The sequence below is a fragment of the Nonomuraea sp. NPDC050680 genome (genome assembly GCF_040654555.1).
Classification (GTDB): Bacteria; Actinomycetota; Actinomycetes; order Streptosporangiales; family Streptosporangiaceae; genus Nonomuraea.
In genome coordinates this window covers 184,304-208,551 of the sequence record NZ_JBFAIF010000009.1, presented here as the reverse complement: position 1 = coordinate 208,551, position 24,248 = coordinate 184,304, and the positions used below count along the sequence as shown (strand labels likewise).

General features: G+C 71.0%; 23 protein-coding genes and 1 pseudogene. 13 read left to right on the top strand and 11 right to left on the bottom strand.

Translation table 11 applies throughout. The features are described 5' to 3' along the window. Positions 1 to 31 precede the first annotated feature (31 nt). Positions 32 to 409, bottom strand: coding sequence for a DUF5335 family protein (locus tag AB0H88_RS28830; protein WP_357649734.1), 378 nt, complete (start codon positions 407 to 409; stop codon positions 32 to 34). A gap of 271 nt (positions 410 to 680) precedes the next feature. On the opposite strand from AB0H88_RS28830, the gene AB0H88_RS28825 reads away from it, so the two are divergent. Then, positions 681 to 1,292, top strand: coding sequence for a PepSY domain-containing protein (locus AB0H88_RS28825; RefSeq protein WP_357649732.1), 612 nt, complete (start codon positions 681 to 683; stop codon positions 1,290 to 1,292). Between the two features lie 73 nt (positions 1,293 to 1,365). On the opposite strand, the gene add is transcribed toward AB0H88_RS28825, so the two are convergent. Further along, positions 1,366 to 2,331, bottom strand: coding sequence for an adenosine deaminase (add, locus tag AB0H88_RS28820; RefSeq protein WP_357649730.1), 966 nt, complete (start codon positions 2,329 to 2,331; stop codon positions 1,366 to 1,368). Positions 2,332 to 2,410: 79 nt separating this feature from the next. Here add and AB0H88_RS28815 point away from each other — a divergent pair, with 79 nt between their 5' ends. Next, positions 2,411 to 3,061, top strand: coding sequence for a TetR/AcrR family transcriptional regulator (locus AB0H88_RS28815; protein ID WP_357649728.1), 651 nt, complete (start codon positions 2,411 to 2,413; stop codon positions 3,059 to 3,061). Positions 3,062 to 3,074: 13 nt separating this feature from the next. Here the strand turns inward: AB0H88_RS28815 and AB0H88_RS28810 are convergent. The 3 genes and pseudogenes from AB0H88_RS28810 to AB0H88_RS28800 all read right to left on the bottom strand — a co-directional run. Then, positions 3,075 to 3,983: pseudogene (locus AB0H88_RS28810) on the bottom strand (RNA polymerase sigma factor); the annotation flags it as partial. Positions 3,984 to 4,489: 506 nt separating this feature from the next. Further along, positions 4,490 to 5,914: a wax ester/triacylglycerol synthase family O-acyltransferase gene (locus AB0H88_RS28805; RefSeq protein WP_357649726.1), complete on the bottom strand. Its 1,425-nt coding sequence runs from the start codon at positions 5,912 to 5,914 to the stop codon at positions 4,490 to 4,492. Positions 5,915 to 5,958: 44 nt separating this feature from the next. Then, a complete protein-coding gene (locus AB0H88_RS28800; protein WP_357649725.1) occupies positions 5,959 to 7,014 on the bottom strand; it encodes a winged helix DNA-binding domain-containing protein in 1,056 nt (351 codons plus the stop codon). Positions 7,015 to 7,023: 9 nt separating this feature from the next. Here AB0H88_RS28800 and AB0H88_RS28795 point away from each other — a divergent pair, with 9 nt between their 5' ends. Both AB0H88_RS28795 and AB0H88_RS28790 read left to right on the top strand, forming a co-directional pair. Further along, positions 7,024 to 8,253, top strand: a complete 1,230-nt coding sequence (locus AB0H88_RS28795) for a cysteine desulfurase-like protein (RefSeq protein WP_357649723.1) — start codon at positions 7,024 to 7,026, stop codon at positions 8,251 to 8,253. A 21-nt stretch (positions 8,254 to 8,274) separates the two neighbouring features. Continuing rightward, entirely contained in the window at positions 8,275 to 9,246 is a 972-nt protein-coding gene (locus tag AB0H88_RS28790; protein ID WP_357649721.1) for a tyrosine-type recombinase/integrase, read from the top strand. A 72-nt stretch (positions 9,247 to 9,318) separates the two neighbouring features. On the opposite strand, the gene AB0H88_RS28785 is transcribed toward AB0H88_RS28790, so the two are convergent. Continuing rightward, positions 9,319 to 9,669, bottom strand: a complete 351-nt coding sequence (locus AB0H88_RS28785; protein WP_357649719.1) for a hypothetical protein — start codon at positions 9,667 to 9,669, stop codon at positions 9,319 to 9,321. A gap of 92 nt (positions 9,670 to 9,761) precedes the next feature. Continuing rightward, positions 9,762 to 11,759 (bottom strand): AAA family ATPase, encoded by a 1,998-nt coding sequence (locus tag AB0H88_RS28780; RefSeq protein WP_357649717.1) that lies wholly within the window; start codon positions 11,757 to 11,759, stop codon positions 9,762 to 9,764. A 61-nt stretch (positions 11,760 to 11,820) separates the two neighbouring features. Between AB0H88_RS28780 and AB0H88_RS28775 the strand changes: the two genes are divergently transcribed. The 7 genes from AB0H88_RS28775 (at position 11,821) to AB0H88_RS28745 (ending at position 19,239) form a co-directional block, all read left to right on the top strand. Next, on the top strand, positions 11,821 to 12,432 hold the full coding sequence (locus AB0H88_RS28775; protein ID WP_357649715.1) for a TetR family transcriptional regulator: 612 nt from the start codon (positions 11,821 to 11,823) through the stop codon (positions 12,430 to 12,432). Between the two features lie 38 nt (positions 12,433 to 12,470). Beyond that, complete coding sequence (locus tag AB0H88_RS28770; RefSeq protein WP_357649713.1) at positions 12,471 to 14,540, top strand: polysaccharide lyase family 8 super-sandwich domain-containing protein; 2,070 nt, start codon at positions 12,471 to 12,473, stop codon at positions 14,538 to 14,540. 39 nt (positions 14,541 to 14,579) lie between these two features. Then, on the top strand, positions 14,580 to 15,104 hold the full coding sequence (locus AB0H88_RS28765) for a PadR family transcriptional regulator (protein WP_357649711.1): 525 nt from the start codon (positions 14,580 to 14,582) through the stop codon (positions 15,102 to 15,104). A 198-nt stretch (positions 15,105 to 15,302) separates the two neighbouring features. After that, positions 15,303 to 16,046, top strand: a complete 744-nt coding sequence (locus tag AB0H88_RS28760; protein WP_357649709.1) for a siderophore-interacting protein — start codon at positions 15,303 to 15,305, stop codon at positions 16,044 to 16,046. Between the two features lie 36 nt (positions 16,047 to 16,082). Beyond that, complete coding sequence (locus AB0H88_RS28755) at positions 16,083 to 16,679, top strand: CoA pyrophosphatase (RefSeq protein ID WP_357649707.1); 597 nt, start codon at positions 16,083 to 16,085, stop codon at positions 16,677 to 16,679. A gap of 216 nt (positions 16,680 to 16,895) precedes the next feature. Further along, entirely contained in the window at positions 16,896 to 17,588 is a 693-nt protein-coding gene (locus tag AB0H88_RS28750) for a lysophospholipid acyltransferase family protein (protein WP_357649705.1), read from the top strand. Positions 17,589 to 17,661: 73 nt separating this feature from the next. Continuing rightward, positions 17,662 to 19,239 (top strand): penicillin-binding transpeptidase domain-containing protein, encoded by a 1,578-nt coding sequence (locus AB0H88_RS28745; protein ID WP_357649703.1) that lies wholly within the window; start codon positions 17,662 to 17,664, stop codon positions 19,237 to 19,239. Positions 19,240 to 19,395: 156 nt separating this feature from the next. On the opposite strand, the gene AB0H88_RS28740 is transcribed toward AB0H88_RS28745, so the two are convergent. Then, positions 19,396 to 20,091 (bottom strand): PadR family transcriptional regulator, encoded by a 696-nt coding sequence (locus AB0H88_RS28740; protein WP_357649701.1) that lies wholly within the window; start codon positions 20,089 to 20,091, stop codon positions 19,396 to 19,398. Positions 20,092 to 20,198: 107 nt separating this feature from the next. On the opposite strand from AB0H88_RS28740, the gene AB0H88_RS28735 reads away from it, so the two are divergent. After that, positions 20,199 to 21,107: a MerR family transcriptional regulator gene (locus AB0H88_RS28735; RefSeq protein WP_357649699.1), complete on the top strand. Its 909-nt coding sequence runs from the start codon at positions 20,199 to 20,201 to the stop codon at positions 21,105 to 21,107. Positions 21,108 to 21,232: 125 nt separating this feature from the next. Here AB0H88_RS28735 and AB0H88_RS28730 read toward each other — a convergent pair whose 3' ends face one another. Next, positions 21,233 to 21,514, bottom strand: a complete 282-nt coding sequence (locus AB0H88_RS28730) for a DUF3040 domain-containing protein (RefSeq protein WP_357649697.1) — start codon at positions 21,512 to 21,514, stop codon at positions 21,233 to 21,235. A gap of 133 nt (positions 21,515 to 21,647) precedes the next feature. Here AB0H88_RS28730 and AB0H88_RS28725 point away from each other — a divergent pair, with 133 nt between their 5' ends. Continuing rightward, positions 21,648 to 22,724, top strand: coding sequence for an Rv2578c family radical SAM protein (locus AB0H88_RS28725; protein ID WP_357649695.1), 1,077 nt, complete (start codon positions 21,648 to 21,650; stop codon positions 22,722 to 22,724). Positions 22,725 to 22,772: 48 nt separating this feature from the next. Here AB0H88_RS28725 and AB0H88_RS28720 read toward each other — a convergent pair whose 3' ends face one another. Next, on the bottom strand, positions 22,773 to 23,795 hold the full coding sequence (locus tag AB0H88_RS28720) for a zinc ribbon domain-containing protein (RefSeq protein ID WP_357649693.1): 1,023 nt from the start codon (positions 23,793 to 23,795) through the stop codon (positions 22,773 to 22,775). Beyond that, positions 23,779 to 24,072: a hypothetical protein gene (locus AB0H88_RS28715; protein WP_357649691.1), complete on the bottom strand. Its 294-nt coding sequence runs from the start codon at positions 24,070 to 24,072 to the stop codon at positions 23,779 to 23,781. Before AB0H88_RS28715 ends, AB0H88_RS28720 begins: the two co-directional genes overlap by 17 nt. Positions 24,073 to 24,248 lie beyond the last annotated feature (176 nt).

Sequence of the window (24,248 nt, the reverse complement as noted above, 5' to 3'; positions counted from 1 at the left end):
GTCACAAGATCGTCGGTGCGCCGGACTGAGGTCACAAGATCGGCGCGCCGCTCCACACGGCCGGCTCATGGAGCATGATGATCGTCTGCGTGCCTTCCGCGTCCACGATGTCGAAGGCCCGGGGTATGCCGGGCGCCACGGTATCGGCGAGTATCCGCTGCGGCCGCTGGATGAGATGAGCGAGCACCACCGGATATCGCCCATCCCGCCCGCCTATCGCCACGGTGAAGATGTCGTCCTTGTCGTCGTACTCGAGGTAGGCGAGCGGGAGCTTCTCGGCCTGCATGAGATCGCCGAACGTCCGGCTCAGCACCTCGACGGTCACGTCCGAGCCCTCGTACTGCCTTGACAGGTTGTCGAAGAACTGACGCCATTCCTCGCGCGGCAGCTCGGGTCGCTCCTCGGTCATCTGACGGTTCCTTCCCTCCGGATGCGGGCCCGCGATCTCCTCCATGCTGGTCGGACCGCACGCGCTCGCACATCACATGGTCGGGTAGGTCCTCCCTCAGCCCTTGTTATGAAGACCCGCCCGCAGCAGCAGTCGCCCACGACGGCGACGATCAAGGAAGGAGCCATGGCGCCCACTATCGGGCCCGACGCACCGGAAAGCCAAGTCCGCGCCGCAGCGTCGGTCATGTCGCTCACACCGTTCTACCTGCGGAAATGATAAGTGTCGCCATATGACTAAAACGATCATCGGGGGCGCTCTGGCGGGCGCGGCGCTGCTTACGGCGACCGCCTGCGGGGGCGACGCCCGTCAAATGACCGGGGAGTTCGGCGCTCCTCCCACGCCGTACATCGCCGCCACCGAGTCGCCCAAGTACGACGCCAAAGCCGACTCCCAGAAGCGCTCGGCGGTGAAGAAGCTGGAGGAGGTGGGAAAGGCCGCGATGAAGGCCGTGCCCGGCTCGACGCTCGTCTCGATGGAGACCGAGGAGAACGGCAACCTCTGGGAGGTACAGGTCGTCGACGACAAGGGCATCGAACACCAGATGGACCTCGTATCGGGCACCGCCAAGGTCGTCAGCGGCCCACGGGCGGAGGACGACGAGAACGCCGACGACAAGGCCCGCTATCTCGACCGCATCAAGTCCGCCAAGCTCGACTACGCGCAGGCGGCGGCCAAGGTCCTCGCGGCCGTGCCGGGGGGCCGCATCACCGAGATCAACCTGGACAGCCACCGGGACAAGATCGTCTGGGAGGTGGACGTGGTTCCGCCCAACGGGCCCAAGCAGAACATGACGGTGGACGCGACCGACGGCGCGGTGACCAAGGACAGCCACTCGGACTGATCGGGGACGCCGAGCGCTGACCGCACCCCCGACGGTCAGCGCACCCCTCCTCAACGTCAGCGAGCGCGGCGGGTCATCGACCCGAGTCCGAAGCCGAAGTCGCCAGCCAGGCGTCCACCCCCGCCCGCAGCCCCGCCTTGAGCTCCTCCCCGGCGAACGAGGCGTCGATCGAGGCCCGGGCGAACCCGGCCAGCTCCGCGTCGTCGTAGCCGAAGACCTCCCGCGCCAGCGCGTACTCGCCGGCCAGGTCGCTCTCGCCATCGGTGTTGAGGGTGACCGCCAGCCCCGCCGCGCTCAGCCGCCGCAGCGGATGCTCGGCCAGGCTGGGCACGACACCGAGCAGGACGTTCGACGTGGGACAGACCTCCAGCGGCACCCCGCGCTCCCGCACCTCGGCGACCACCGCCTCATCCTCCAGGACGCGGACGCCGTGCCCGATCCGCTCGGCGTGCCCGATCGTGAGCGCTTCGCGGATGCTGTCCGGCCCGCCGAACTCCCCCGCGTGGTGCACCAGGCGCACCCCGGCGTCCCTGGCCGCGTCGAGCACCTCCGCGAACGGCGCTACCGGGTGGCTCTCGTCGCCCGCCAGCCCGATGCCGACGACCGCCTCATAACGGGTGGCCAGCCGCAACGTCTGCCAGAGCCGGTCGACGGAGCGCCGCCGGGAGTGGTCCAGCAGCACCCGGCACTCGATCCCGTAGCGGCGCGACCCCTCGGCCAGCCCGTCCAGCACCGCCTCCAGCGGCATCTCCGGCGCGCCGAGCCGCTCGCCGTGCGCGGCCGCGGTGAACGACACCTCCGCGTAACGGGTGCCCTGGGCCGCCTCGTCCTCGCAGAACTCCAGCGCCACCCGCCGGAAGTGCTCGGCCGTGAGCAGCCGCCCGCGTACCAGCGCCCGATGGTCGGCGAACTCCCGGAACGTGGCGAACGGCCCGCCCCGCCCGGCCGGCCCGCCGAACTCGCGCGAGGTCTCGGGGCGTACCGTGCTCTCCAGGTGAACGTGCAGGTGGGCTTTGGGCAGCAGCCGTACGTCTCTCACTGTCAGCACCCTAGAGGGGGAAACGGACAGACCGCATCTAGATTTGGATATTGACTGACTGGTCAGTCATAATGATCTTATGTCCCCCAGGACGGTCGACAAGGCCGCGCGACGCAAAGAGATCCTCACCGCGGCGGTGCGGGTATTCGCCCGCAAGGGCTTCGCCGCCACCCGCATCAACGACATCGCCGCCGAGGCGGGCATCGCCAAAGGCAGCGTCTATCTCTACTACGACAGCAGGGACGCGCTGCTGGAAGCCGTCTTCGAAGGTTACCGGGCCATGTCGGCCGCCATCTTGGACCGGGCGGTCAACGGACCCGGGCCCGCGCTGGAGCGGCTCGCCGGGATGGTACGCGAGGTGCTCGGCGTGCTGGTCGCGCGGCGCGAGCCCGCCCGGATCATGGTCGACCTGTGGGCGGCCTCCCGTGACGCGGCGGGATCGCCGGTGGACATGGCGGCCGTCTACGGCGACGCGCGGGCCGCGATCACCGAGCTCCTGCGCCAGGCCGGGAAGGAAGGCGTACTGCGTGAGGACCTGAGCGAGCGCCACGCGACCGTCATCGTGGGGGCCATCGAGGGCTGCCTGCTGCAGTGCCTGGTGGATCCCGGGCTACCGGCGGCGGAGCTGGCCGAGCCGATCATCCAGGTCTGCCTGGAGGGGCTGCGCCGACCGGCCGTCCATACCCCCGATTTCCGGGGCTACGAGCCGGCCACCCGCCCATGCCCCTGACCGGGCACCCGACCTAGCTGAGGTATTCGCGCAGCGCCAGAGCCCTCGAGGGGTGGCGGAGCTTGGACATGGTCTTGGCCTCGATCTGCCGGATCCGCTCGCGGGTCACGCCGTAGATCCTGCCGATCTCGTCGAGGGTCATCGGCTTGCCGTCGTTCAGGCCGTAGCGCATGGAGATGACGCCCGCCTCGCGCTCGGACAGCTCGTCGAGCAGGGCCCGCAGTTGCTGCTGGAGCAGGGTGAAGGAGACCGCGTCGGCCGGGGAGACGGCCTCGGTGTCCTCGATGAGGTCGCCGAACTCGCTGTCGCCCTCCTCGCCTAGCGGTGTGTGCAGGGAGATCGGCTCGCGGCCGTAGCCCTGTACCTCGGCGACCCGGTCGATGGGCAGCTCGGTCTCGACGGCGATCTCCTCGGGCGTGGGCTCGCGGCCGAGCTCGCCGGACAGCCGCCGCTGCGCCCGCGCCACCTTGTTGATCATCTCGACCATGTGGACCGGGATGCGGATCGTCCGCGCCTGGTCGGCCATCGCCCGGGTGATGGCCTGCTTGATCCACCATGTGGCGTAGGTGGAGAACTTGAACCCGAGCCGGTAGTCGAACTTCTCAATCGTACGGATCAGCCCCAGGTTGCCCTCCTGGATCAGGTCGAGGAAGAGCATGCCGCGGCCGGTGTAGCGCTTGGCGATCGACACCACCAGGCGCAGGTTGGCCTCCAGCATGCGCTCCTTGGCCCGCAGGCCGTCGCCGGCGATCCATTCGAGGTCGGCGCGGAGCTGACAGGGCAGATCGGGCTCCGTGCTGAGGCGCTCCGCGGCGAACAGTCCGGCCTCGATCCGCTTGGCGAGGTCGATCTCCTGCTCGGCGTTGAGCAGCGGCACCCGCCCGATCTCCTTGAGGTATGCCTTGACCGAGTCAGCGCCGGCGACGGGTGCGCCGTCGGCGACGTTTTCGTCTAGCTCGAGAACCTCTGCTGCTTGGGACAAGACACTCTCCTCGCTCGGGTCGTTCGACTGGCGAATATCGATCTCGGACCAAGAAGTCCCTCGGGGGCGAGGAAGCGGGAGACGGGGCGGGTCGTCGCCGACCACGCTGTCCGGCTGCTCCTGATGCACGGGTCCGGCTGGACGACCGCGGCCCGGGGGGCGAAGATGGCCATCATCGGTTACTTCCCGCGCGCGGGTGATTCGGCACCTGTCCGTCGTAAGAGGTTCGCCGTGGCTGCGCGGGGCAGGGCGAGTGTGAGCTCGCCGCCATAGTCGTTAAGGCGACGAGACGCGTGTCCGGCCTCGATCCCACCATCGTCATCCACGCTACCCGCTGCCCAGCCATGCTCGGCGCCCACCCGGCGGCCAGTAAAGAGTCGCCGTTAAGAGTCGCCGGCACAGCGGCCGGCAAAGGACGGGTCAGCGTCGTACTCGCGAGCGACGCGCTATTGCGGCAGGTTCCTTTCCGCGTTGAGCAGCTCGTCCAGCGCCCCGCGCAGATCGTCGGCGAGCTCCCACGCGTCGGGCACCATCTCCCGGTCGGTCACCACGCCGATGTCCAGCGAGCCGTCGTAGGAGAAGGCTGTGATGTTCACCCCGCCGCTCACGTCGGTGATCACCGAGACCGGGTAGTGGGTGAGCAGCCGGGCCCCGCACACGTACAGGGGGAACTGCGGGCCCGGCACGTTCGAGATGGCCACGTTGATGGGCGGCGCGGTCTGCCCGACCAGGCCGAACGCCGATCTGGACGCCAGCCCCATGAGGGCGGCGGGCATGGACTCGCTCAGCTCGCGCAGCCACCGCGCGGGCGCCAGCGAGAACCTGTCCTTGATCCGCTGCATGGCGAGCCGCACCTGCTCCAGCCGCGCCACGGGATCCTCGAGGTGGACGGCCAGCGGCGCCGTCATGAACGTCACCTGGTTGCCGCCCGTCCCCGCCTCCCGCAGCGAGAACGGCACCCCGGCGATCAGCGGCTGGCTCGGGACGCCTCCGTGCGCGGCCAGCCACCGGCGCAGCGCGCCCGCGCACACGGCCATCACCACGTCGTTCACCGTCACCCCGAACGCCTTGCGCACCTGCTTGATCTCCTCCAGCGGCAGCGAGACGAACGCGAAGCGCCGGTGCTCGGAGACCGGCCCGCTGAACGGGGTCTTGGGCGCGGGCAGCGACGGCAGCTCCGGGGCCTGCCCGGCGCCGGCGACCCGGCGGGCCAGCCCCGACACCATCCGGCTGCCCGGCAGCGACGACACGACGGGGATCTCGTCCAGGTGCGGCATCGCCCGGGCGGCGAACCGTACCGCGTGCGCCGGATTGCCGGCCAGCCTGGCGAGCCCGCGCAGGACCATCTCGGCCGCTCCCGGCGGCGCCGAGTCGCGCTCGGGCGCGACCACCGGCGTCGGCGCGGGTGTGGGACCCACATCGAGAAGCGCGGCCAGTACGTCGGCGCCGCCGATGCCGTCCACGGCCGCGTGGTGGATCTTGGTGTAGAGCCCCATGCGGCCGCCGGACAGGCCGTGGATCAGGTAGATCTCCCACAACGGCCGGCGGCGGTCCAGGCGGCGGGCGTGCAGCCGGGACACCTGGTCGGCCAGCTGCCGGTCGTCGCCGGGCGGCGGCAGCCCGATCTCCCGTACGTGATAGTCGAGGTCGAGGTCGTCCTCCTGCACCCAGTAGGGGTGGTCCAGTCCGAGGGGCACGAACGCGAGCTTGCGCCGCAACGCGGGCACGTACGGCAGGCGCCGCTCCAGCAGGGCCTGGAGGTCGGCGCGGTTGAGATCGCCGTCCAGAATGGCCAGGCCGGCGATGTTGGCGATGTTCGTGGTCGTCTCGAAATGGAGAAACTGGGCATCCAGGGCGGTCAGCTGCGGCATGGCTCACACCTCCGCCCCGAACAAATCAGACTCAGCCTATTACTTCAAGAGCCCATTACCTCAAGTGAGCGGGCCTCCGCGTCCGGCTCGGCGAAGGCCAGCAGGGCCATCGCCTCCTCCTCCAGCGCCTCGGTCGAGACCGGGATGAAGGGCGTGAGAAGCAGCTTGGCCTTCCTGCCCGTGCGCCTGATCTGCCAGGTCCCGGCCACGAAACCGTCGACCAGGTAGGTGGCGCGCACGCGCAGGTTCTTGGTGACGACCTCGCCACGATGCTCCTCGGCCAGCACACGCGTACGGTCGGCGTGTCCGAGCATCAGGTTGTCGAAGTCGGGCAGGAACCTGACCGGCGCCGGCACGTCCCCCTCCGGCCTGGGCGCCTCCGGCAGATCGAACAGCTCCCGGCCGCGCTCGTCCACCAGCACCTCCAGCCGGTCGCGCATGCCGTTCAGCACGGCCTTGAGCCCGCTCAGCCCCGACCACGTCTGCATGTCGGCGGCGGTGGCCGGCCCGAACGCGGCCAGGTACCGCTCGACGAGCGTCTCGATGTCCGGCTCCGCGGCGAGCTCGATTCCCGGCAGGGCGAAGGCGGACTCGCGCGGGAAGCTCCACCGGTCCTCGGTCGGCACCATGATCAACGGGACCATCATGCGCACCGCATAGCCGAGCGCCCGGTCGTAGGCGCCCGGGAACTCCACCTCCAGCCTCGGCCGCAGCTCGTTGAACGTGTGCGGCCCCTCGGCCAGCAACCGCTCCGCCGCCGCCGCGACGGCGGCGAAGTCGACCTCCGGGAAGCGGCGCGCCGCGCCGGCGAGCAGCGGCCGCAACAGGGGCCGGAACTCGGCGAAGTCCGCCGCGGTCACCAGATGCAGGGTGGCGCGCATCATGGTGGCGCGCACGAGCGTCCGCGCGCGCAGCGCCGCGTGCAGGTCGTCGCGGGCGAACCGGTCGAGCCGGGTCCACAGTCCCAGGTACGGCGGGCGGGGCTCCTGCGCCTGCAACCCGGCCAGGCGGTGCACGACGGCGGCCACGCCGCCCTGATGGCGGCGCAAAAGATGCTGCCGCGCCAGGGTGGCCCGGTTGAGCTCTCTCAGGGTGAGCATGAACACATCATGCCCTTTGTCACTAAATTTCCTGTCGCTACATTCCCTGTTCAATCGGTGCGCGCGACCTATCCCGCACTGGACGACGGCCACGCCTATCTCGACGGCGCGGCGGGCACCCAGGTCCCGCAGTCGGTGATCGACGCCATCGTGAGCGCCTACCGTACGGGCATCGGCAACGGGGGCGGCGCCTTCGAGGCCAGTCACCGCGCCGACGACATCGTGGCGGCCTGCCGCGCGGCCGTGGCCGACCTGGTCGGCGGCCTGCCGGACGGGGTGATCCTCGGACCGAACATGACGACGCTGACCTATCGCCTGGCCGGAGCGCTGGCCCTGGGCTGGGGCCCCGGCGACGAGGTGGTGGTCTCACGGCTCGACCACGACGCCAACGTCCGGCCCTGGATACAGCTCGCGACGCGGGCCGGGGCGACGATCCGCTGGGCCGAGGTGGATCCGGCGACCGGGGAGCTGCCGGTGGAGCAGTACACGAACCTGATCGGCGAGCGCACCAGGCTGGTGGCGGTGACCGCCGCGAGCAACGTGCTGGGCACCGTCCCGGACGTGGCCGCGATCACGGCGCTGGCGCACGCGGCGGGGGCACTGACCTACGTGGACGGCGTGCACGCCACCGCGCACGGCCCCGTGGACATCGCGCAGCTGGGCGCCGACTTCTACGCCACCAGCGCCTACAAATGGTCGGGCCCGCACATCGGCGCGGTCATCGCCGATCCGGCGCTGCTGGAGACGATCAGACCGGACAAGCTGGCCTCCTCCCCCGACACGGTGCCGGAGCGCTTCGAGAGGGGTACCTCCCCCTTCGCCGACCTGGCCGGCGTGACGGCCGCGGTGAACCACCTGGCCACCATGGTCCCCGGCACCGGAACGCGCAGGGAGCGGCTGCTCACCTCGCTGACCGCGGCCGAGGCGTACGAGCAGGAGCTGTTCGCCGTGCTGATCGCGGGCCTGGAGGCGATGCCGCACGTCACGTTGTACGGCAAGCCCGCCAGGCGTACGGCGACCGCCTACTTCACCGTCGCCGGGCGCACTCCACGCGAAGTCGCGGAGGCGCTGGCCGCGCGCCGGGTGAACGTGTGGAACGGCCACAACTACGCCTGGGAGCTGACCGGCGCGCTGGGCATCCGCGACTCCGGCGGCGCGGTGCGGGTCGGGCTGGTGCACTACAACGACCATTCGGACGTCGACCGCCTGCTGAAGGCCGTGACCCGCCTCGAAGAGTGATCGCGGGGCTAAGATCGCCGGGTGAGCCTGCCCGCCGTACCGGGCCTGCCGACCACGCTCGTCGAGCCGGCCCGCGACCCCTATCACGTCTATCTCGACTCGCTGACCAGCCCCGAGTCGCGCCGCACGATGCGCGGCTGCCTCGACCGGCTGGCCCGCCTGCTCACCGGCGACGAGGCGGCCAGCGGCGCGGGCCAGCCGTGGCATCTGCTGCGTTACGAGCACACGGTACGCATTCGCACCCTGCTGACCGATCAGGGGTGGTCGGCGGCCTACGTCAACAAGCACCTGGTCGCGCTGCGCCGGGTGCTGAAGGAGGCGTGGCGGCTCGGGCAGAGCAGCGCGGAGGACTACGCGCGCGCCTCCGACCTGGCTCCGGTACGTCAGAGCCGCCTGCCCACCGGTCACCACGTGCCGCCGGAGGTCGTGGGTGCGGCCCTGTCGGCCTGCGACGACTCGCCTGCCGGGATCCGCGACGCGGCGCTGATCGCGGTGCTCTACTCCACCGGCTGCCGCCGCGCCGAGATCGGCGGGCTGTCGCTGTCCGACTACGACCCGGGCGCCCGCTCGCTCCGCGTCCGCGGCAAACGCGACAAGGAGCGGATGGTCTACCTGACGACCGACGCGATCGGGCTGGTCGAGCGGTGGCTGGCGGTACGGGGCGATGAGGCGGGCGCGTTGTTCAGTCCGATCAGCAGGATGGGCCGCCTACGGCTGCGCGAGGGCCGCCCCGTCGGGCTGACCGGGCAGGGCATCGCCGACATCCTGGCCAGGCGGCTGGGCGAGGCGGGGGCGTCCCGGCGTACGGCGCACGACTTCCGCCGCACCTTCATCGGCGAGTTGCTGGACGCGGGCGTCGACCTGGCCACCGCCCAGGCGCTGGTCGGCCACTCGTCACCGGCCACCACGGCCCGCTACGACCGCCGCCCGGAGAAGACCCGCCGCGAGGCCGTCGACCGGCTCCGCCTGCCCGCCGCGCGGCCGCTCCGCTGAGCTTGGTGGTGGCGCGCGATCCGCTGTCCCTGCCCACCGTCCTGACCGGGCGGCAGGCAGGGGGTGGCGGGATCAGGTGTTCATGTTGGACACCACGATGTAGCCGATGACCATGCCGAGGATCATCGCCACACCCGAGGTGACCGCGGCCCACTTGCCCAGCGTCTCGCCGCGCGTGTGGCCCGCGATGCCCAGCCCGATCCCGGCCAGGCCGAACAGAATGGGAATGAACAGCAGAGATATCGCCGCGCAGACGAACGCGATGATCGACAGCAGCTGCCCGGCCGGCTTCTGGCCGGGCTGCGCGTATGGCGCCTGCTCGTAGGGGGGCGGAGGCGGTGGCCCGGGGGGCGGCTGCTGCGCCCACTGGGCCTCACGGCGGGAAGGATCGTCGCCGGGGGGCGGATCCTGGGGGGAGGTCACGATCTGGGCTCCTCTCGAGAACACAACCAAGTCGGCGGCCCGTTCCTGACGTGAGGACATCACACACCGTGTCGGTCGTCCTGTCGAGCGGATCAGGCTACGACATCTGGTGACTCAGGTGATTTGGCGGCTGCAAAGACATCGAGAGGTAGCGGCCGGGAGTGCACCACGTCCAGCCGGGAGACCGCGCGAGTGAGCGCGACGTACAAGCGGTTGAGGCCGCGTGCCTCAGCCTCGACGATGGCGGCGGGCTCGGCCAGCACCACGTGGTCGTACTCCAGGCCCTTGGCCATCGAGGCGGGCACCACGCTCAGCCGCTCGCCGAGGTCGAGGCCGCCGTTCCAGAGGGCGTCGGTCAGCGGGCCGGCGTCGGCGTCGGCCGCGATCACGCCGATCGACCCCTCGAAGGTCAGCGCCTCACGGGCGGCCGCGACGACCCCCTTCTCCAGCTCGGTCACCCGGGTGACGAGCAGCCGGCCGTCGGTGCGGTACGACGTGGTGGCGGGCACGTCCACGTCGAGCGCCGCCAGCAGCCGGTTGGCCGGGCCGACCACCACCGCGGGCACCCGGAACCCCGTCGTCAGCGCGACGATCCCGGCCTCCGGCTTACCGAGCAGTTCCAGGTGCCGCGGCCAGGACACGGCCGCCCATGGCGTGGTGCCCTGAGCCAGATCGCCGAGCACGGTGATCGAGCCGTGCTCGCTGCGCCTGGCCACCGCCCGGCACTGCATCGGCGACAAATCCTGCGCCTCGTCCACGATGACGTGGCCGTAGCCGCGCGGCCGTTCCAGCAGCCCGGCGATCTCGTCGAGCAGCACCAGGTCGGCCTCGGACCACTTGGCGCTCTTGTAGCCGCGCGGCGGCCGGGCCCAGGTGATGGCCGCCCGCTCGTCGGCCGTCAGGATCGGGGCGGCCGGGCCCGGATCGCTCAGCAGAGCGCACAGGAGCTCCTCAGGGCGTACGGCCGGCCAGATCTCGTCCAGGAACGGCGTGAGCGCCTTGCCGATCTTGCGCGTCCAGACGGCGTTGCCCGTGTGACCGCGCGACTCGGCCTGGCGCCGCATCAGCTCGGTGATCCGGGCGCGCACCCGTTCACGCCCGATCGCGTACGGCATGGCCTCGCGCCGGGTGTCGTCGACGATGCGGCGCAGTTCGTCCGCACCGACCCGCCACCGGTAGGAGCCGTCGGCGACGGAGACGGGCTCGACCGGCTTGCCGATGCGCCCGTACAGGGCCTTGCGCAGGACCTCGGCCATCCGCGCGTCGTGCTTGACCAGCGCGGCGACCGGGCTGTCCGTGGCCCTGACCGCGACCGTGCCGAGCAGCCGCTCCAGCGTGGTCTGCTCGACGTCGACCTCGCCCAGCGCGGGCAGCACCGCCGAGATGTAGCCGAGGAAGGCCCGGTTGGGGCCCAGCACCAGCACCCCCGAGCGCTCCAGCCGCTGCCGGTGCGCGTACAGCAGGAACGCCGCCCGGTGCAGCCCGACGGCCGTCTTGCCGGTGCCGGGCGCGCCCTGCACGCAGATCGACTCCGCCAGCCCGGCACGGACCAGATCGTCCTGCTCGGGCTGGATGGTGGCGACGATGTCGCGCATCGGGCCCACGCGAGGCCGTTCGATCTCGGCGGCCAGGATCCGGCTCTCTGTCTCCTGGCCTTGGGCGAGCCGTTCGTCCTCGAAGGACGTCAGTTCGGTGCCGGCCCAGCCGAATCGGCGGCGTACCTCGACGCCCATCGGGTCGCGGGCGCTGGCCCGGTAGAACGCCCGCGAGACGGGCGCCCGCCAGTCGATGACGACCGGCGGGCCGCCGTGCTCGCCGGTGATGTGCCGTCTGCCGATGTGGTAGCCGCGCCCCTGGTGTTCGACGGAATCGCCGCCGAAGTCGAGCCGTCCGAAGAACGGCGGGCCTTCCGGCTCCTCGCTCAGCTCCTTGGCCAGGCTCTTGAGGTGGCGGCCGAGCCGTTCGGCGCTGTAGCGGTCGCCCGCCACGCTCTCGCCGACGATCACGTTGTCCCTCGCCGCGTCGAGCATCCTGCGCAGCCCGGCTCCGCACTGTTCGACGTATCGCCTCTCCTCGTCGAGCGTGGACATCTCACCTCCCGTTAACTCGGTTAATATTTTTACCAGGTTAACACTTTGCTAGAGTGGACTCATGACAGGACTTCGGCAGTTGCAGAGGGAACACGTGCGCGAGGCCATCTCCACCGCGGCCATCTCGCTCTTCCTGGCGCGTGGTTTCGACGAGGTCCCCGTCACCGAGATCGCCGCCGCCGCGCGGGTGTCGAAGCCGACACTGTTCAAGTACTTCCCGGCCAAGGAGGACCTCGTCCTGCACCGCATCAGCGACCACCAGGGCGAGTTCGCGCGGGTGGTGCGGCAGCGCACCGCCGGCGAGCATCCGCTGACGGCGCTGCACCGGCACTTCCTCGAAGCCCTGGCCCGGCACGACCCGGTCACCGGGCTGAACGACCAGCCGGAAGTGATGGCCTTTCGCCGCATGGTGTTCGGCACGCCCAGCGTGGCCGCCCGCCTGCTGCACCACATGTCGATGGACGAGGACGCTCTGACCGCCGCGCTCGCGGAGGCTCCGGAGATCCCCGACGCCCTCACCGCCTCGCTGCTGGCGGCGCAGGTGCTGGCCGCGCACCGGGTGCTGGCCAAGCACAACTGGCAGGCCCTGGCCGACGGGCGCGCGCTGGCGGAGGTCGAGCCGGAGGCCGTACGCCGCGCCGACCGCGCCTTCGCCCTGCTGCGCCACGATTGACGCGCCTTCGCCCTGCCGCACCACGATTGAGGAGCGACATGCCAGACCTCGAAACGGCCCTCGAAACGGCCAGGGCTCGGCTGCGGCACGAACTGCTGGACACCGCCTCCGGCACCACCGCCGTCGGCGCGGCCACCGGCCTGGCCGGCCCCGGCCTTCTGACCGGCCCCGTCCCCGACCTTCCGACCGGCCCCATCTCCGGCCCGCCGACCGGCCCTGTCCTCGGCCCACTGGCCGGTCCCGGCGCCGATGGGCCCGGTCCTCTGGTGAACCGGCCCGGCGCCGACGGCACGTGGCCGGACCTCGACTACGCCGACCGGGGCGACGGCCGGAACTGGGCGCCGCTGGAACACCTGTCCAGGACCCTCACCCTGGCGCTCTCCCCGCAGCACCGGCCCATCGCCCTCACCGCCCTCGACGCCTGGCGCCGCCGAGGCCCGCGCAGCGCCAACTGGTGGTACAACGAGATCGCCGCACCCCAGCTGGCCGGAGACGCCCTCCTACTGCTCGCCGACCGGCTCGGCCCGTCCGAGCGCGCGGCCTGGGGCGCCTGGCTCGCGGCCTGCGCGGGCTCCATGGAGATGACCGGCCAGAACCTCGTCTGGACCCAGGCGGTCGTCCTGCGCCACGGCCTGCTGGTGGACGACGCTGGCCTGGTCTCCTCGGCGGTCGCGCGGATGGCGACAACCCTGCGGCCGACCCACGACGAGGGGATCCAGGACGACTTCAGCTTCCACCAGCACGGCGCGCAGCTCTACTCCGGCGGCTACGGCTTCGCGCTGGCCGCCGACCTGGGCTTGTGGATCTATGTGGTGTACGGCACGCCGTGGGCGTTCGGCGCCGCCGAGGTGGGCTTCTTCACCGATTTCCTGCTGGACGGCCTGAGCTGGGCGATACACGGGGGCGCCTTCGACTTCACCACCATGGGCCGCAACATCACCCGAGCGGACGCCCACCGACCCACCCCCGACCTGCGAACCGCGATCCGCCGCCTGCGCGCGGCTGGTGCGCCCCGGCAAGCCGAGCTGGCGGCCTTCGAACAACATCTGGCCGAGGCCGAGCAGCCGGCTGCGGCACCCACTGCCGGGACCGCTCCTGGGGCCGCCGCAGGACCCGGTCCCAGGTCCGGTGCCGGGTCCAAGGCGGCACGGCTCACTACCGGGACCGAAGGCACACAGCTCACGGCCGGGCCCGTCGGGTGTCGTTATTACCCGTGTTCCGACTATCTCGTGCATCGGCGGCCCGGCTGGTCGGTGTCCGTGCGCATGTCGTCCACTCGTACCGCGCCCACCGAGACCATGAACGGCGAGAACCTGCGGGGCCGCCACCTCGGTGACGGCGTCGCCCCCATCCGGGTCGGTGACGGACCGGAGGACGGCTACCGGGCCGTCATCCCGCTGTGGGACTGGGCGCGACTCCCGGGCGTGACCGCCGAGCAGCCGCCCGACCCGGCGGCGCTCCTTCCGCGCCCCAACGACCAGCACGGCGCGTCGCCGGACGTCGGCGGCTGGACGGACGGCCGCCATGGCATGGCCGTGATGCGCCTGGCGGGTACCGACCGGATCGCGGACGGCTGGAAGGCGTGGTTCTGCTTCGACGACGTCTTCGTCGCGCTCGGGGCCGGGATCACCGCGCCGTCGGCCGCGTACCCGGTGGTGACGACGATCGACCAGCGCCTGGCGACCGGCCCATTGACCACCGGGCCGTTGGCGACCGAGCCGTTGACCACCGGGCCGTTGACCACCGGGCTCTTCGTGCATCAGGGACGGATCGGTTACCTGCCGCTGTCCGACCGGGAGTCGGTGTCGGCGTGGGTGGCGCGCCGGAGCGGCAGTTGGTCGGACATCACCGCGACGAGGTCCACTGGGACGCTGGCCGCCGAGGTGTTCACCGTCGGCTTCGACCACGGCCCGCGGCCGGCCGGCGCCACGTACGCGTGCCTGGTCCTGCCGGGCGCGGACGCGGCGGCCACGGCCGCGCGCTGGGCGGACCCCGGTGTCACCGTGCTGTCCAACACTCCCCTGCTGCAGGCGGTCCGCTGCGACCGCAGCGGCGTGACCCTCACCGCCCGCCACGACGCGCGAGGGCTGGCTTTCACGCTGAGCTGATGTTTACTTCGTTATATCGTTCGATATAGCATCCGAGCCATGATGAACGCACGCCGCGCGCCCGGCGGAGGCGGTCTCGGGCCGACCGGGCGCTTCTTCGGCCCCGGTGAGCTGCGCCTGGCGATCCTGGCTCTGCTCGCCGAGCAGCCCGGCCACGGCTACCAGGTGATGAACCGCCTCGCCGACCGGTTCAACGGGACGTACGAGCCCAGCGCGGGCTCCATCTACCCCACGCTGCAACTGCTGGAGGACGAGGGCCTCGTCCGGGTCGAGGCGGCCGAGGGCCGCAAGGTGCACCACATCACCGAGTCCGGCCAGAACGTGGTCGGCGAGCAGGCCGAGGAGATCGACCGGCTCTGGGCGCGGGCGGCCAGCCGGGGCGAGTGGGGGATGTTCCGTGAGCCCGAGGCGGCCGAGATTATCGGCCCGGCCCTGCGCCTGGTGAAGGCCGCGGTCAAGACGCTCGCCCACGCGCACGGCGATCCCCGGGTGGTCGACGAGATCCAGACGATCTTCATCGAGGCCCGCCGCCGGATCGAGCAGCTGGACCCCCGCCGCCGCTGACCGTCCACACTCGGCCCGTCCGCACTCGGCCCGTCCACACCAGCCTGCCGCGCTCAGCCCGTCCTCGCGTCCGCACACACCGTGTCCGCACACACCGTGTCCGCACACACCGTGTCCGCACACACCGTGTCCGCACACACCGCGTCCGCACACAGCCCGTCAACTCACAGCCCGTCCGCACACAGCAAGGAGCTGGCCATGAAGACGACCATCACCCGCGCGCTGCGCGACCGGCTGTTCGTCGTCGGGGAGGTGCTGGAGACCGAGCAGGTGACGCCGCGCATGCGGAAGATCAAGATCGGCGGCGAGGCTCTGGGCGATCTGAAGTGGACTCCGGGGCAGCACGTACGGCTGGTGGTCAACGACATCTTCGCCGCCCGTACGTGGTTACGGGGCGAGATCGCCGACGCCCTGCGTACCTACTCCATCTGGCACCACGACCCCAGCTGGCAGACCATCGAGCTGATCGGCTTCGACCACGGCGGCGACGGACCGGGCACGACCTGGATCAGGAACGCCCGCCGCGGCCAGGAGATCGCCTTCACCAAGCCGGAGGGCAACCTCGTGGTACGCCCCGCGCCCTACCATCTGTTCGCCGGGGAGGAGACTGCGTCGGTCGCGTTCGGCGCGATGCTGCGCGCGCTGCCGCTGGGCGAGACGGTGTTCGGGGCCGTGGAGGCCGACGGGCCCGGCGACCACCTGGACCTGCCGCGCGAGCTCATCCGGGTCTGCCGCGACGGAGCGTCCGCCGCGAGCTCCGAGCCGCTGGTGGAGGCCGTCAGGAAGCTCGACCTGCCGGACGAGCCCGGGGTGGCCTACCTCGCCGGGGAGGCCCGGACGATCCAGGCCGTCCGCGCGCATCTCGTACGCGAACGGGGCTGGCAACGCGGGGACGTACGGACGAAGCCCTTCTGGACGCCCGGCAAGCGCGGCCTCGACTGACATAGGTGGATATAGCGGGCGTGAGATCCTGGGCTGGTGCTTCCTCCGATCGATGAGTTGCGTGAGCTGGTCACTACCCGCCTGACCGCCTTCGACCGCCGGGAGGTGCCTCCGGCCGAGGGGGTGCGCCGGGCCGCCGTGACGGTGTGCGTGCTCAGGGACCCGGCCGGCCTGCCGTACACGATCCTCATCAGGCGGGCGCCGCGCGGGCGCAATCCCGGGCAGTGGGCGCTGCCGGGCGGCCGCCTCGACGACGGCGAGCAGCCGGTCGAGGCGGCGCTGCGGGAGCTGGCCGAGGAGACGGCCGTCACCGGCGTCGAGGTGGCCGGGGCGCTCGACGACTTCGTCACCGACTCGGGGTTCGTCATCACGCCGGTGGTGGCCTTCGGCGGGGAGCAGCGGCCGGTCGCCGACGCGCACGAGGTGGCCTCGGTGCACGCGGTGCCGCTGGAGCGGTTCCTGGCGCCGGGGGTGCCGCGCTGGCGCGGCGGGCTGCTGCAGATGCCGTTGGGGCCCTCGATCGTCGTCCACGCGCCGACGGGGGCGATTTTGTGGCAGTTCGCGGAGGTTGCCCTGCGTGGCCGTGAGCTGCGGGTCTTCGACGTCGCCCAACCACACTGGACCAGAACCTGACCGATTCTTTTGGGCCGGTGGAATACGTGCCGCCGGATGTCCGTTAGCATCGAATGGCCGATGTGGTCTGTGTCCCCCGGGCCGCAAATTACCGCCTTCACGGAATACCGTTCGGCTGGAGCCGTGTTGTGCATCTCGCCGAGGAGGCGACCGCCACATCGGCCTTAGGCTTTTCAGGCGCCCCGGTTCCGGCCGGGGCGCCTGCCTCTAGGGTGGGTGGCCGGACCGCCGATCATCCAGGAGAGCCCGTTGCTGTATCACGTGGTCAAGTTCGCCGCTACGCCGATCGCCCATGCGATGTGCCGCCCGCACATCTCCGGCGCGGCGCACGTGCCGAGGACGGGACCGGCGATTCTGGCCGCCAACCACTTGTCGGTGCTCGACTCCTACCTGCTGCCCGCGCTGCTGCCGCGGCACGTGACGTTCGCCGCCAAGAAGGAATACTTCTCCGGCAACCCGGTCTCCGGCTGGTTCATGCGCCTGGGCGGCAGCCTGCCCACCGACCGCGACAGCGCGCACGCCGCGCAGGAGATGCTCGACGCCGCCGCCGACCTGCTGGATCGCGGCGAGCTGTTCGGCATCCACCCTGAGGGCACCCGCTCCCCCGACGGCCGCCTCTACCGCGGCAAGATCGGCGTGGCCTGGCTGGCGCTCAAGACGGGCGCGCCCGTGCTGCCGGTGGCCCTCAGCGGCACCGAACGCGTGCTGCCGGTCGGCGCCAAGGTGCCGCGCCCGGCCAGGATCGGCATCACGATCGGCGCGCCGATGCGGTTCGAGGGCGACCACGGCAAGGCCCGCGACCGGCGCCGGGTGACCGACGAGATCATGGCCGCGATCCGGGAGCTGTCCGGCCAGGAGTACGTGCCGACCTATGCGTCGAGCTTCAAAGCTGCCAGCAATATGTCCTAATTTGTCGCTAAGCTCTGCAACCTGTCGATGACCTGGGGGCTGACCAGTGGCGCGTGGCCGCACTATCGCGATCGTGTCCTGCGTCACCGTGCTGGCGGCGGGGGCCGCTGCCGGTGGCGCGTACTACGTGCTTCATACCAGAGGCACACCCGCCGAGACGGCGCGGCTCTTCGCCGCCGCCTGGCAGTCGGGCGACAAGGCGGCCATGAGCGCCGCGCTGGCCGCGCCGCAGCAACTGACGGCGTACGACCAGATGCGCACCGGCCTCGCGATCGAGTCCACCTCGATCAAGCTGGGCACCGTCACCAAGTCCGGCGACGACCGGGCCCGCGTGCCGTACACCACGACCTTGAAGCTGAAGAACATCGGCGACTGGACCTATGAGGGACAGATCGACCTGAAGGTGGCCGATCGCGCCTGGAAGGTCGACTGGACACCCAAGACCCTGCACCCGTCACTGACCGCCGGCGCCACGTTCGCGCTCAAGACGCGCTGGCCCGATCGGGCGAAGATCACCGACGCCGACGACGGCCGCATCGACGACGGCTCGGCCGGCGGGTCGGTACAGCAGCTCGTCGGCTATCTCGACAAGGCGACCAAGAAGGACGTGGCCAAGCTCGGCTCCTCCTACCAGGTCGGCCAGGCCATCGGCCGGGGCGGGCTGCAGGAGACGTTCCAGAAGCAGTTGGCCGGCACCCCGGCGACCGAGATCAAGGTCGGCGACAAGACGCTGCAGACGATCGAGGGCAGCGGGGGCGAGGACGTGAAGACGACGCTCGACCCGCGCGCGCAGGCCGCCGCGGTCGCCGCCGTCAAGGACGTCAAGAAGCCCACCTCGATGGTCGCGATCAAGCCGAGCACGGGCGAGATCCTGGCCGTGGTCAACAACCAGGGCGGCTTCAACCGGGCGCTCGACGGCCGCTACCCGCCGGGCTCGACGTTCAAGGCCGTCACCGCGATCGGGCTGCTGGCGGCCGGGATGTCGCCGGAGGACAAGGTGACCTGCCCGATGTACGCGACGGTGGGCGGAATGAAGATCCGCAACTCGGAGAAGGAGGAGTTCGGGTCATTGTCGTTCCTCGACTCCTTCGCGCACTCGTGCAACACCACGTTCGCGCCGCTCGCCGAGACGCGCCTGGGCGCCGACAAGCTGCTCAAGACGGCCGAGGACGTCGGATTCAACCAGCCGCTGAACATCGGGGTTTCGGCCACCAAGGCGAGCTTCCCCAAGGCGGAGTCAGACGCCGAGCTGGCCGCCGAATCGTTCGGGCAGGCCAGGATCACGGCCAGCCCGCTGTCGATGGCCTCGGTCGCGGCGGCCATCGCCGACGGCACCTGGCGGCCGCCCACGCTGGTGCCCGACCTGAAGCAGAAGGCGGCCGAACAGCCGCTGCCCGAGGGCGTCAAAACCAACCTGCACGCCATGATGGCCGCCGTCGTCTCCAAGGGCACCGCCAAGGCCTCCGGGCTGCCCTCGGGCACCCACGGCAAGACGGGCACGGCCGAGTACGGCACCGGCGACAAGCTCAAGACCCATGCCTGGTTCATGGGGTTCAAGGATGACGTGGCCTTCGCCGTGGTGGTGGAGGGCGGCGGCACCGGGGGCAAGGTCGCGGCCCCGGTGGCGGCCACCTTCCTGCGCCACCTGTGACCCGCCCAAGTCCCTAGGTCTGGGCGGTCACTTTCCTGCGCCACCTGTGACCCGGCCAAGTCCCTAGGTCTGGGCGGTCACTTTCCTGCGCCACCTGTGACCCGGCCAGATCACCAGGCCTGGGCGGTCACTTTCCTCCGCCCTCTGCGACCCGATTCAGCCCGCCAGGCCGCCTCTGTCCAGGCGGGCTCTTTCCGCCGTCCCGGTCTCGTCCGCGTGGCCCCTTGCCGCGAGGCCCGTCGGGACCGGCGCGGAGCGGGTGTTCTGGTGATAGACCTGCCACTGGTCGAGGCCGGGGAACGTACCGATCGTCAACTCCGCCAGCAGCGCCCCGGTCCACGCCTCCTCGGCCACGCTCATGGCCAGGGCGTATTCGGACTCGATGAGGAACAGCCGCGGGATCTCGCCGCGCTCGACCTCGAGGGTCTCGCGCTGGACGGCGATCCGGTCACGGAGCAGGGCGAGCCGCCGCCGGAGCAGCGCGGCGACCTCGTCGGGGTCGAGCCCGCCCATCACCGACAGCCCGGCCTCGAACCCCGTCGGCTCCCGCTCAGGAGTCCCCAGCAGCTCGCGCGTCCAGTCCTCGGCCTCCTCGCGGCCGTCGCCGGTGATGCGGTAGACGGTCCGCTCGGGCCGGCCCCCTTGCCGGGTGCTCTCCGTGGCCTCGATCAAACCGTGCTTCTCCAGATTGCGTACCACTGTGTAGAAGGAGCCCCATTTGATGGGCGTCTCGCGGTCCTTGCCACGGGCCCGCAGGACGGATGCCATCTCGTACGGATGCATCGGCCGTTCCGCGACCACCGTGAGCACGGCGAGGGCCAGCAGATTGGCCACCCGGCGTCGTTGCGCCACCCACACCATCCCCATAGACGAATATTCGTGGGCGAGTATACGCGCGCGAGTATTCACGGGGCAATACCGCTTGCGTCTCCAGTGGGTGGAAGGTGCAGGTTGGTGCCGTGAGTGATCACGTGGAGTTCTACACGATCGGCGAGCTGGCCCGTCGCACCGGGTTGCCGGTACGGACGATCCGGTTCTGGTCCGACTGCGGCATCCTGCCGCCCAGCGGCCGCACGGCCGGCGGCTATCGCCTGTACGACGAGGCCGCGGCGGCCCGGCTCGAACTGATCCGCATGCTGCGCGACCTCGGCATCGGGCTGGAGGCCGTGCAGGACGTCCTGTCCCGGCAGGTCACGGTGGCCGAGGTGGCGCGGGTGCACCTGCGGGCCGTCGACGCCGAGATCCGGGCGCTGCGGATGCGCCGAGCCGTACTGCGCGTGATCGCCGAACAGGGCGGCACGACCGAGGAGACACTGATGATGCATGAACTGGCCAGGCTGTCCGCCGCGCAGCGGCAGCAGATCATCGACGAGTTCGTCGACGGCACGTTCGCGGGGCTCGATCTGGACGGCGACGCCAGGATCGTGGCCGGGTGGATGCGGGAACTGCCCGACGAGCCCGCGCACGGCCAGGTGGGCGCATGGGTGGAGCTGGCCAGGCTGGCCACCGACACCGACTTCCGCCGCCGGCTGCGGCGGATCGCGCTGGCGGGCCCGCAACCCACCTCTGGTGACGATCTGCGGGCGGCGGCGCTGGAGCACGTACGGCCGGCGCTGGCCGATGAGGTGGCGCCGGAGTCGGCCGAGGGCCTGCGGATCCTCGACCGGGTCGTCGACAGCTCACAGCGGGGGCCCGAGCTGCTCGCATGGCTGGAGACCGTCGCCGACGCCCGGGTCGAACGGTATTGGGAGCTGATCGCCACACTCAACGGCCGCGAGACCGCCCCTGCCGCGGTGCCCGCGCTCCAGTGGCTGATCGCCGCCCTGCGCGCCCACCGCCAAGCTGAACCACTGACAACGTCAGATTAACGCGCCCCGTGCAGACGCATTCGAGGTGACATGTCCCCCCGGCGTGACACGCCGGGGGTGACACGCCGGGGGTGACACGACAGCAGCCTGGACATCACAGAACACCCGGGTTTTCGGGAGGGGCGTCAGAGCGAGGCGGCCAGCGCGAGGGCCGTGGCGGCCTCGTGCTGCAGGACCATGATCAGCAGCGTGGCGACCAGAGTGGCGATCAACAGCCAGCTGATCAGGATGATGACCGTCGAGCGGCGCGGCCTGCGCCGGCGGCCGGACTCCCCGTCGACCCTCTCCTCGCTGCGACGAGCCCGCTCGTTGAACGACTCCAACCTCGCCACGAGTCGCGGATCGTCGTCGACGAGGTGCTGCTCGATCTGCGCCAGCATCCGCTCCTCGTCCTGCGACCAGGCCATGGGTGCACCTCCGGAACGCAAGCTCTGTGCCGGGTTTCTGCCCAACCATGAAGATCATTAGCCCCCGCCCAAGCAGGTAATTGCCACCTCTTTTCATTTGCGATCATCATCGAACCTTTGTTCTAATCATGGGATGCGCTGGGACAACCTGCGCCTGGCCGACTCCGGCCAGGACGATCCGGCCGTGCCGCTGTTCGCCCGCGGCGCGGTCACCCGCACGTTCGACACTCCCGAGTTCAAGGGGATGACCTTCTACGAGATCCATGCCCGCTCGATCATCAACCGGGTGCCGGCGGCCAGCCGGGTCCCGTTCGAGCACACCATCAACCCCTATCGGGGCTGCGGCCACCGCTGTGTCTACTGCTTCGCCCGCAAGACCCACCAATATCTCGGCCTCGACGCCGGCGCTGATTTCGACTCGAAGATCGTGGTCAAGGTCAACGCCGCCGAGCTGGCCCGCAAGGAGCTCGCGGCGCCCCGCTGGCAGGGCGGTGCCATCGCCATGGGCACGAACGTCGATCCCTACCAGCGAGCCGAGGGCCGTTACCAGCTGATGCGTGGCATCCTGGCCGCCCTGCGCGACGCCGCGAACCCGTTCTCGATCCTCACCAAGGGCACGCTCATCCTGCGCGACCTCGACCTGCTGACCGAGGCCGCCGAGGTCACCCAGGTGAGCGCCAGCGTGTCGGTCGGCTTCGTCGACCCCGATCTGTGGCGCTCCGTCGAGCCCGGCACCCCCGCCCCGCGCCGACGGCTGGAGGTCTGCGCCACGCTCAACGACCACGGCATCCCCTGCGGCGTGCTGATGGCGCCGATCCTGCCGTACCTCACCGACTCCCCCGACCAGCTCGAACGCACGGTCAAGGAGATCGCCCAGGCGGGTGCCACCCACCTGGCGCCCATCGTCCTGCACCTGCGGCCCGGGGCGCGCGAGTGGTGGCTGGGGTGGCTGTCGCGCGAGCATCCTCGGCTCGTGCCGCGTTATCTGGAGCTGTACGGAAGGGGGGCGTACGCGCCGCAGGCCTACCAGCAGCGCATCACGGACCAGGTCAAGGAACTAGCCCGCCAGTACGGCGTCGGCCGCGCGACCGTGGCTTCGGCGCGCCGCCTTCCGCCGCGCCCCCGGCCCGACCCAGAGGCCGGAGCGCAGCCCGGCCCAGCAGCGCGGCAGCTCAGCCTTCCCGGCCTGTCCGGGCTTCCGGACGAGTAGCGGCGGGTAAGACCAGCGTCTTGAATTCTCTGTGGTTGCCTGAAGAAATCAGGTAACTCGGACAGGCGTAGCCTGGCTTGGGCCGCTTGCGTGCTTGATAAGTATGAGCACGGGGGTGGCTTTGGCGTGGTGGAAGCCGGTCCGATGGTGAGAATTCCTGACATGCCCTGTCCGGTACGGCTGGTGCCGTCCCGGCTTGGGTGCATGGCCCGCCGGACGCTGTCCACCGCCGGTGGGCGGTGGGGCGGGCACCGTGCGCCGGTCGGGCACACGGCGGGAAGTCGTCGAGGTGTTGCGTGGGTTGGCTGAGGCGTGGGTGGGCCGTTTCGGGGTGGGGCGGTTCTTGGCTCTGTCGCGGGATGCGGGTCGGGGGTGCAGGTCTGATCCGGTGCGGCGGGCGCGCCGGGCCGCCCGAGTGGGTTTGCGGGTGCGGCGGGCGCGGGCGACGTTGCCTTCCACGATGGTGGCGATGGTGCGCACCCCGGTGGCGCGGTGGGTGCGGGTGGCGTTCTGGCCGAGCAGGCCACGGGCGACGATCCGCTCGGCCGCTGCCCAGTCCCGGTCACACGACAGGCCGCAGGCCGGGCAGGAGGCCCACCTCCAGCCCCGCTCGTCGAGCCGGTCCGGAGCCGGGCAATGCTTGAGCACCGACGTGCCCTCCCCGCACCGGGGGCAGTACCGGGAGGTGCCACGTGCCGGGACGGTGACCACCGCGATGGAGTGTTTGGCGGCCAGGTGCCGGATCGCCTCGACGATCTTCCCGCGTACCTGCCCCGACAGGCGCGCGTTCGCCCTGGCTCGGCGTCCGCGCGCCTCCAGGGTGGCCAGATCTTCCAGGGCGATGACCGTCGCCCCGGCGGTCACGGCCTGATCGACCGCCCAGCGCGCCGCCGACCAGGCCAGCGCCTTATTCAGATGCCGGATGCGCGCACACAGCCGCTCATGCTCAACCCCGATGCGTTGCCAGGCCGTACTCACCGCGACGTAGCGGGAATCAGCAGGCGTGATCCCCGCCAGCAGCCTTTCCAGGTGCCGGTGCTTGGCGGCCAGGTGCTCACGCTCGGCCCGCAACCGAGCCAGCTTGGCCGAAACACCGCTCGCGTCGTAGGCGAACGGCCATCCAGCCCTTCGACGGCAACACCCGCCCATCCAGCCCCACCCCGGACGCCAAAGCGTCCAGATCAGCCGCATTCCACCGGGCGGCCAACACGCGGGCGGTCAGGTCGCGGGCCAGGCCGGCCAGCCAGGCCACCCGCCGCACCAGCAGGCCCTGCGCAACGACCTCACCGGTCGCCTCCACCACCGCCGCATAGGCGGTGCAGCAGGCGGTCGCGGTGAGTTCACTCATGCACCGCTCCCGTCTCGGAGGCGGGCCGAACGTGACGAACCGCGCTCAGGTGGGCCGCCATCTGAGCACCGCTCGACCGCCGGCGACCACATGCGGGCACGAGAGTGCCGACGGGACGGCGGACGTGGCAACAGATGCACCACACGGTCAGCGCATCGCGATCGGCGGAGAGCCGG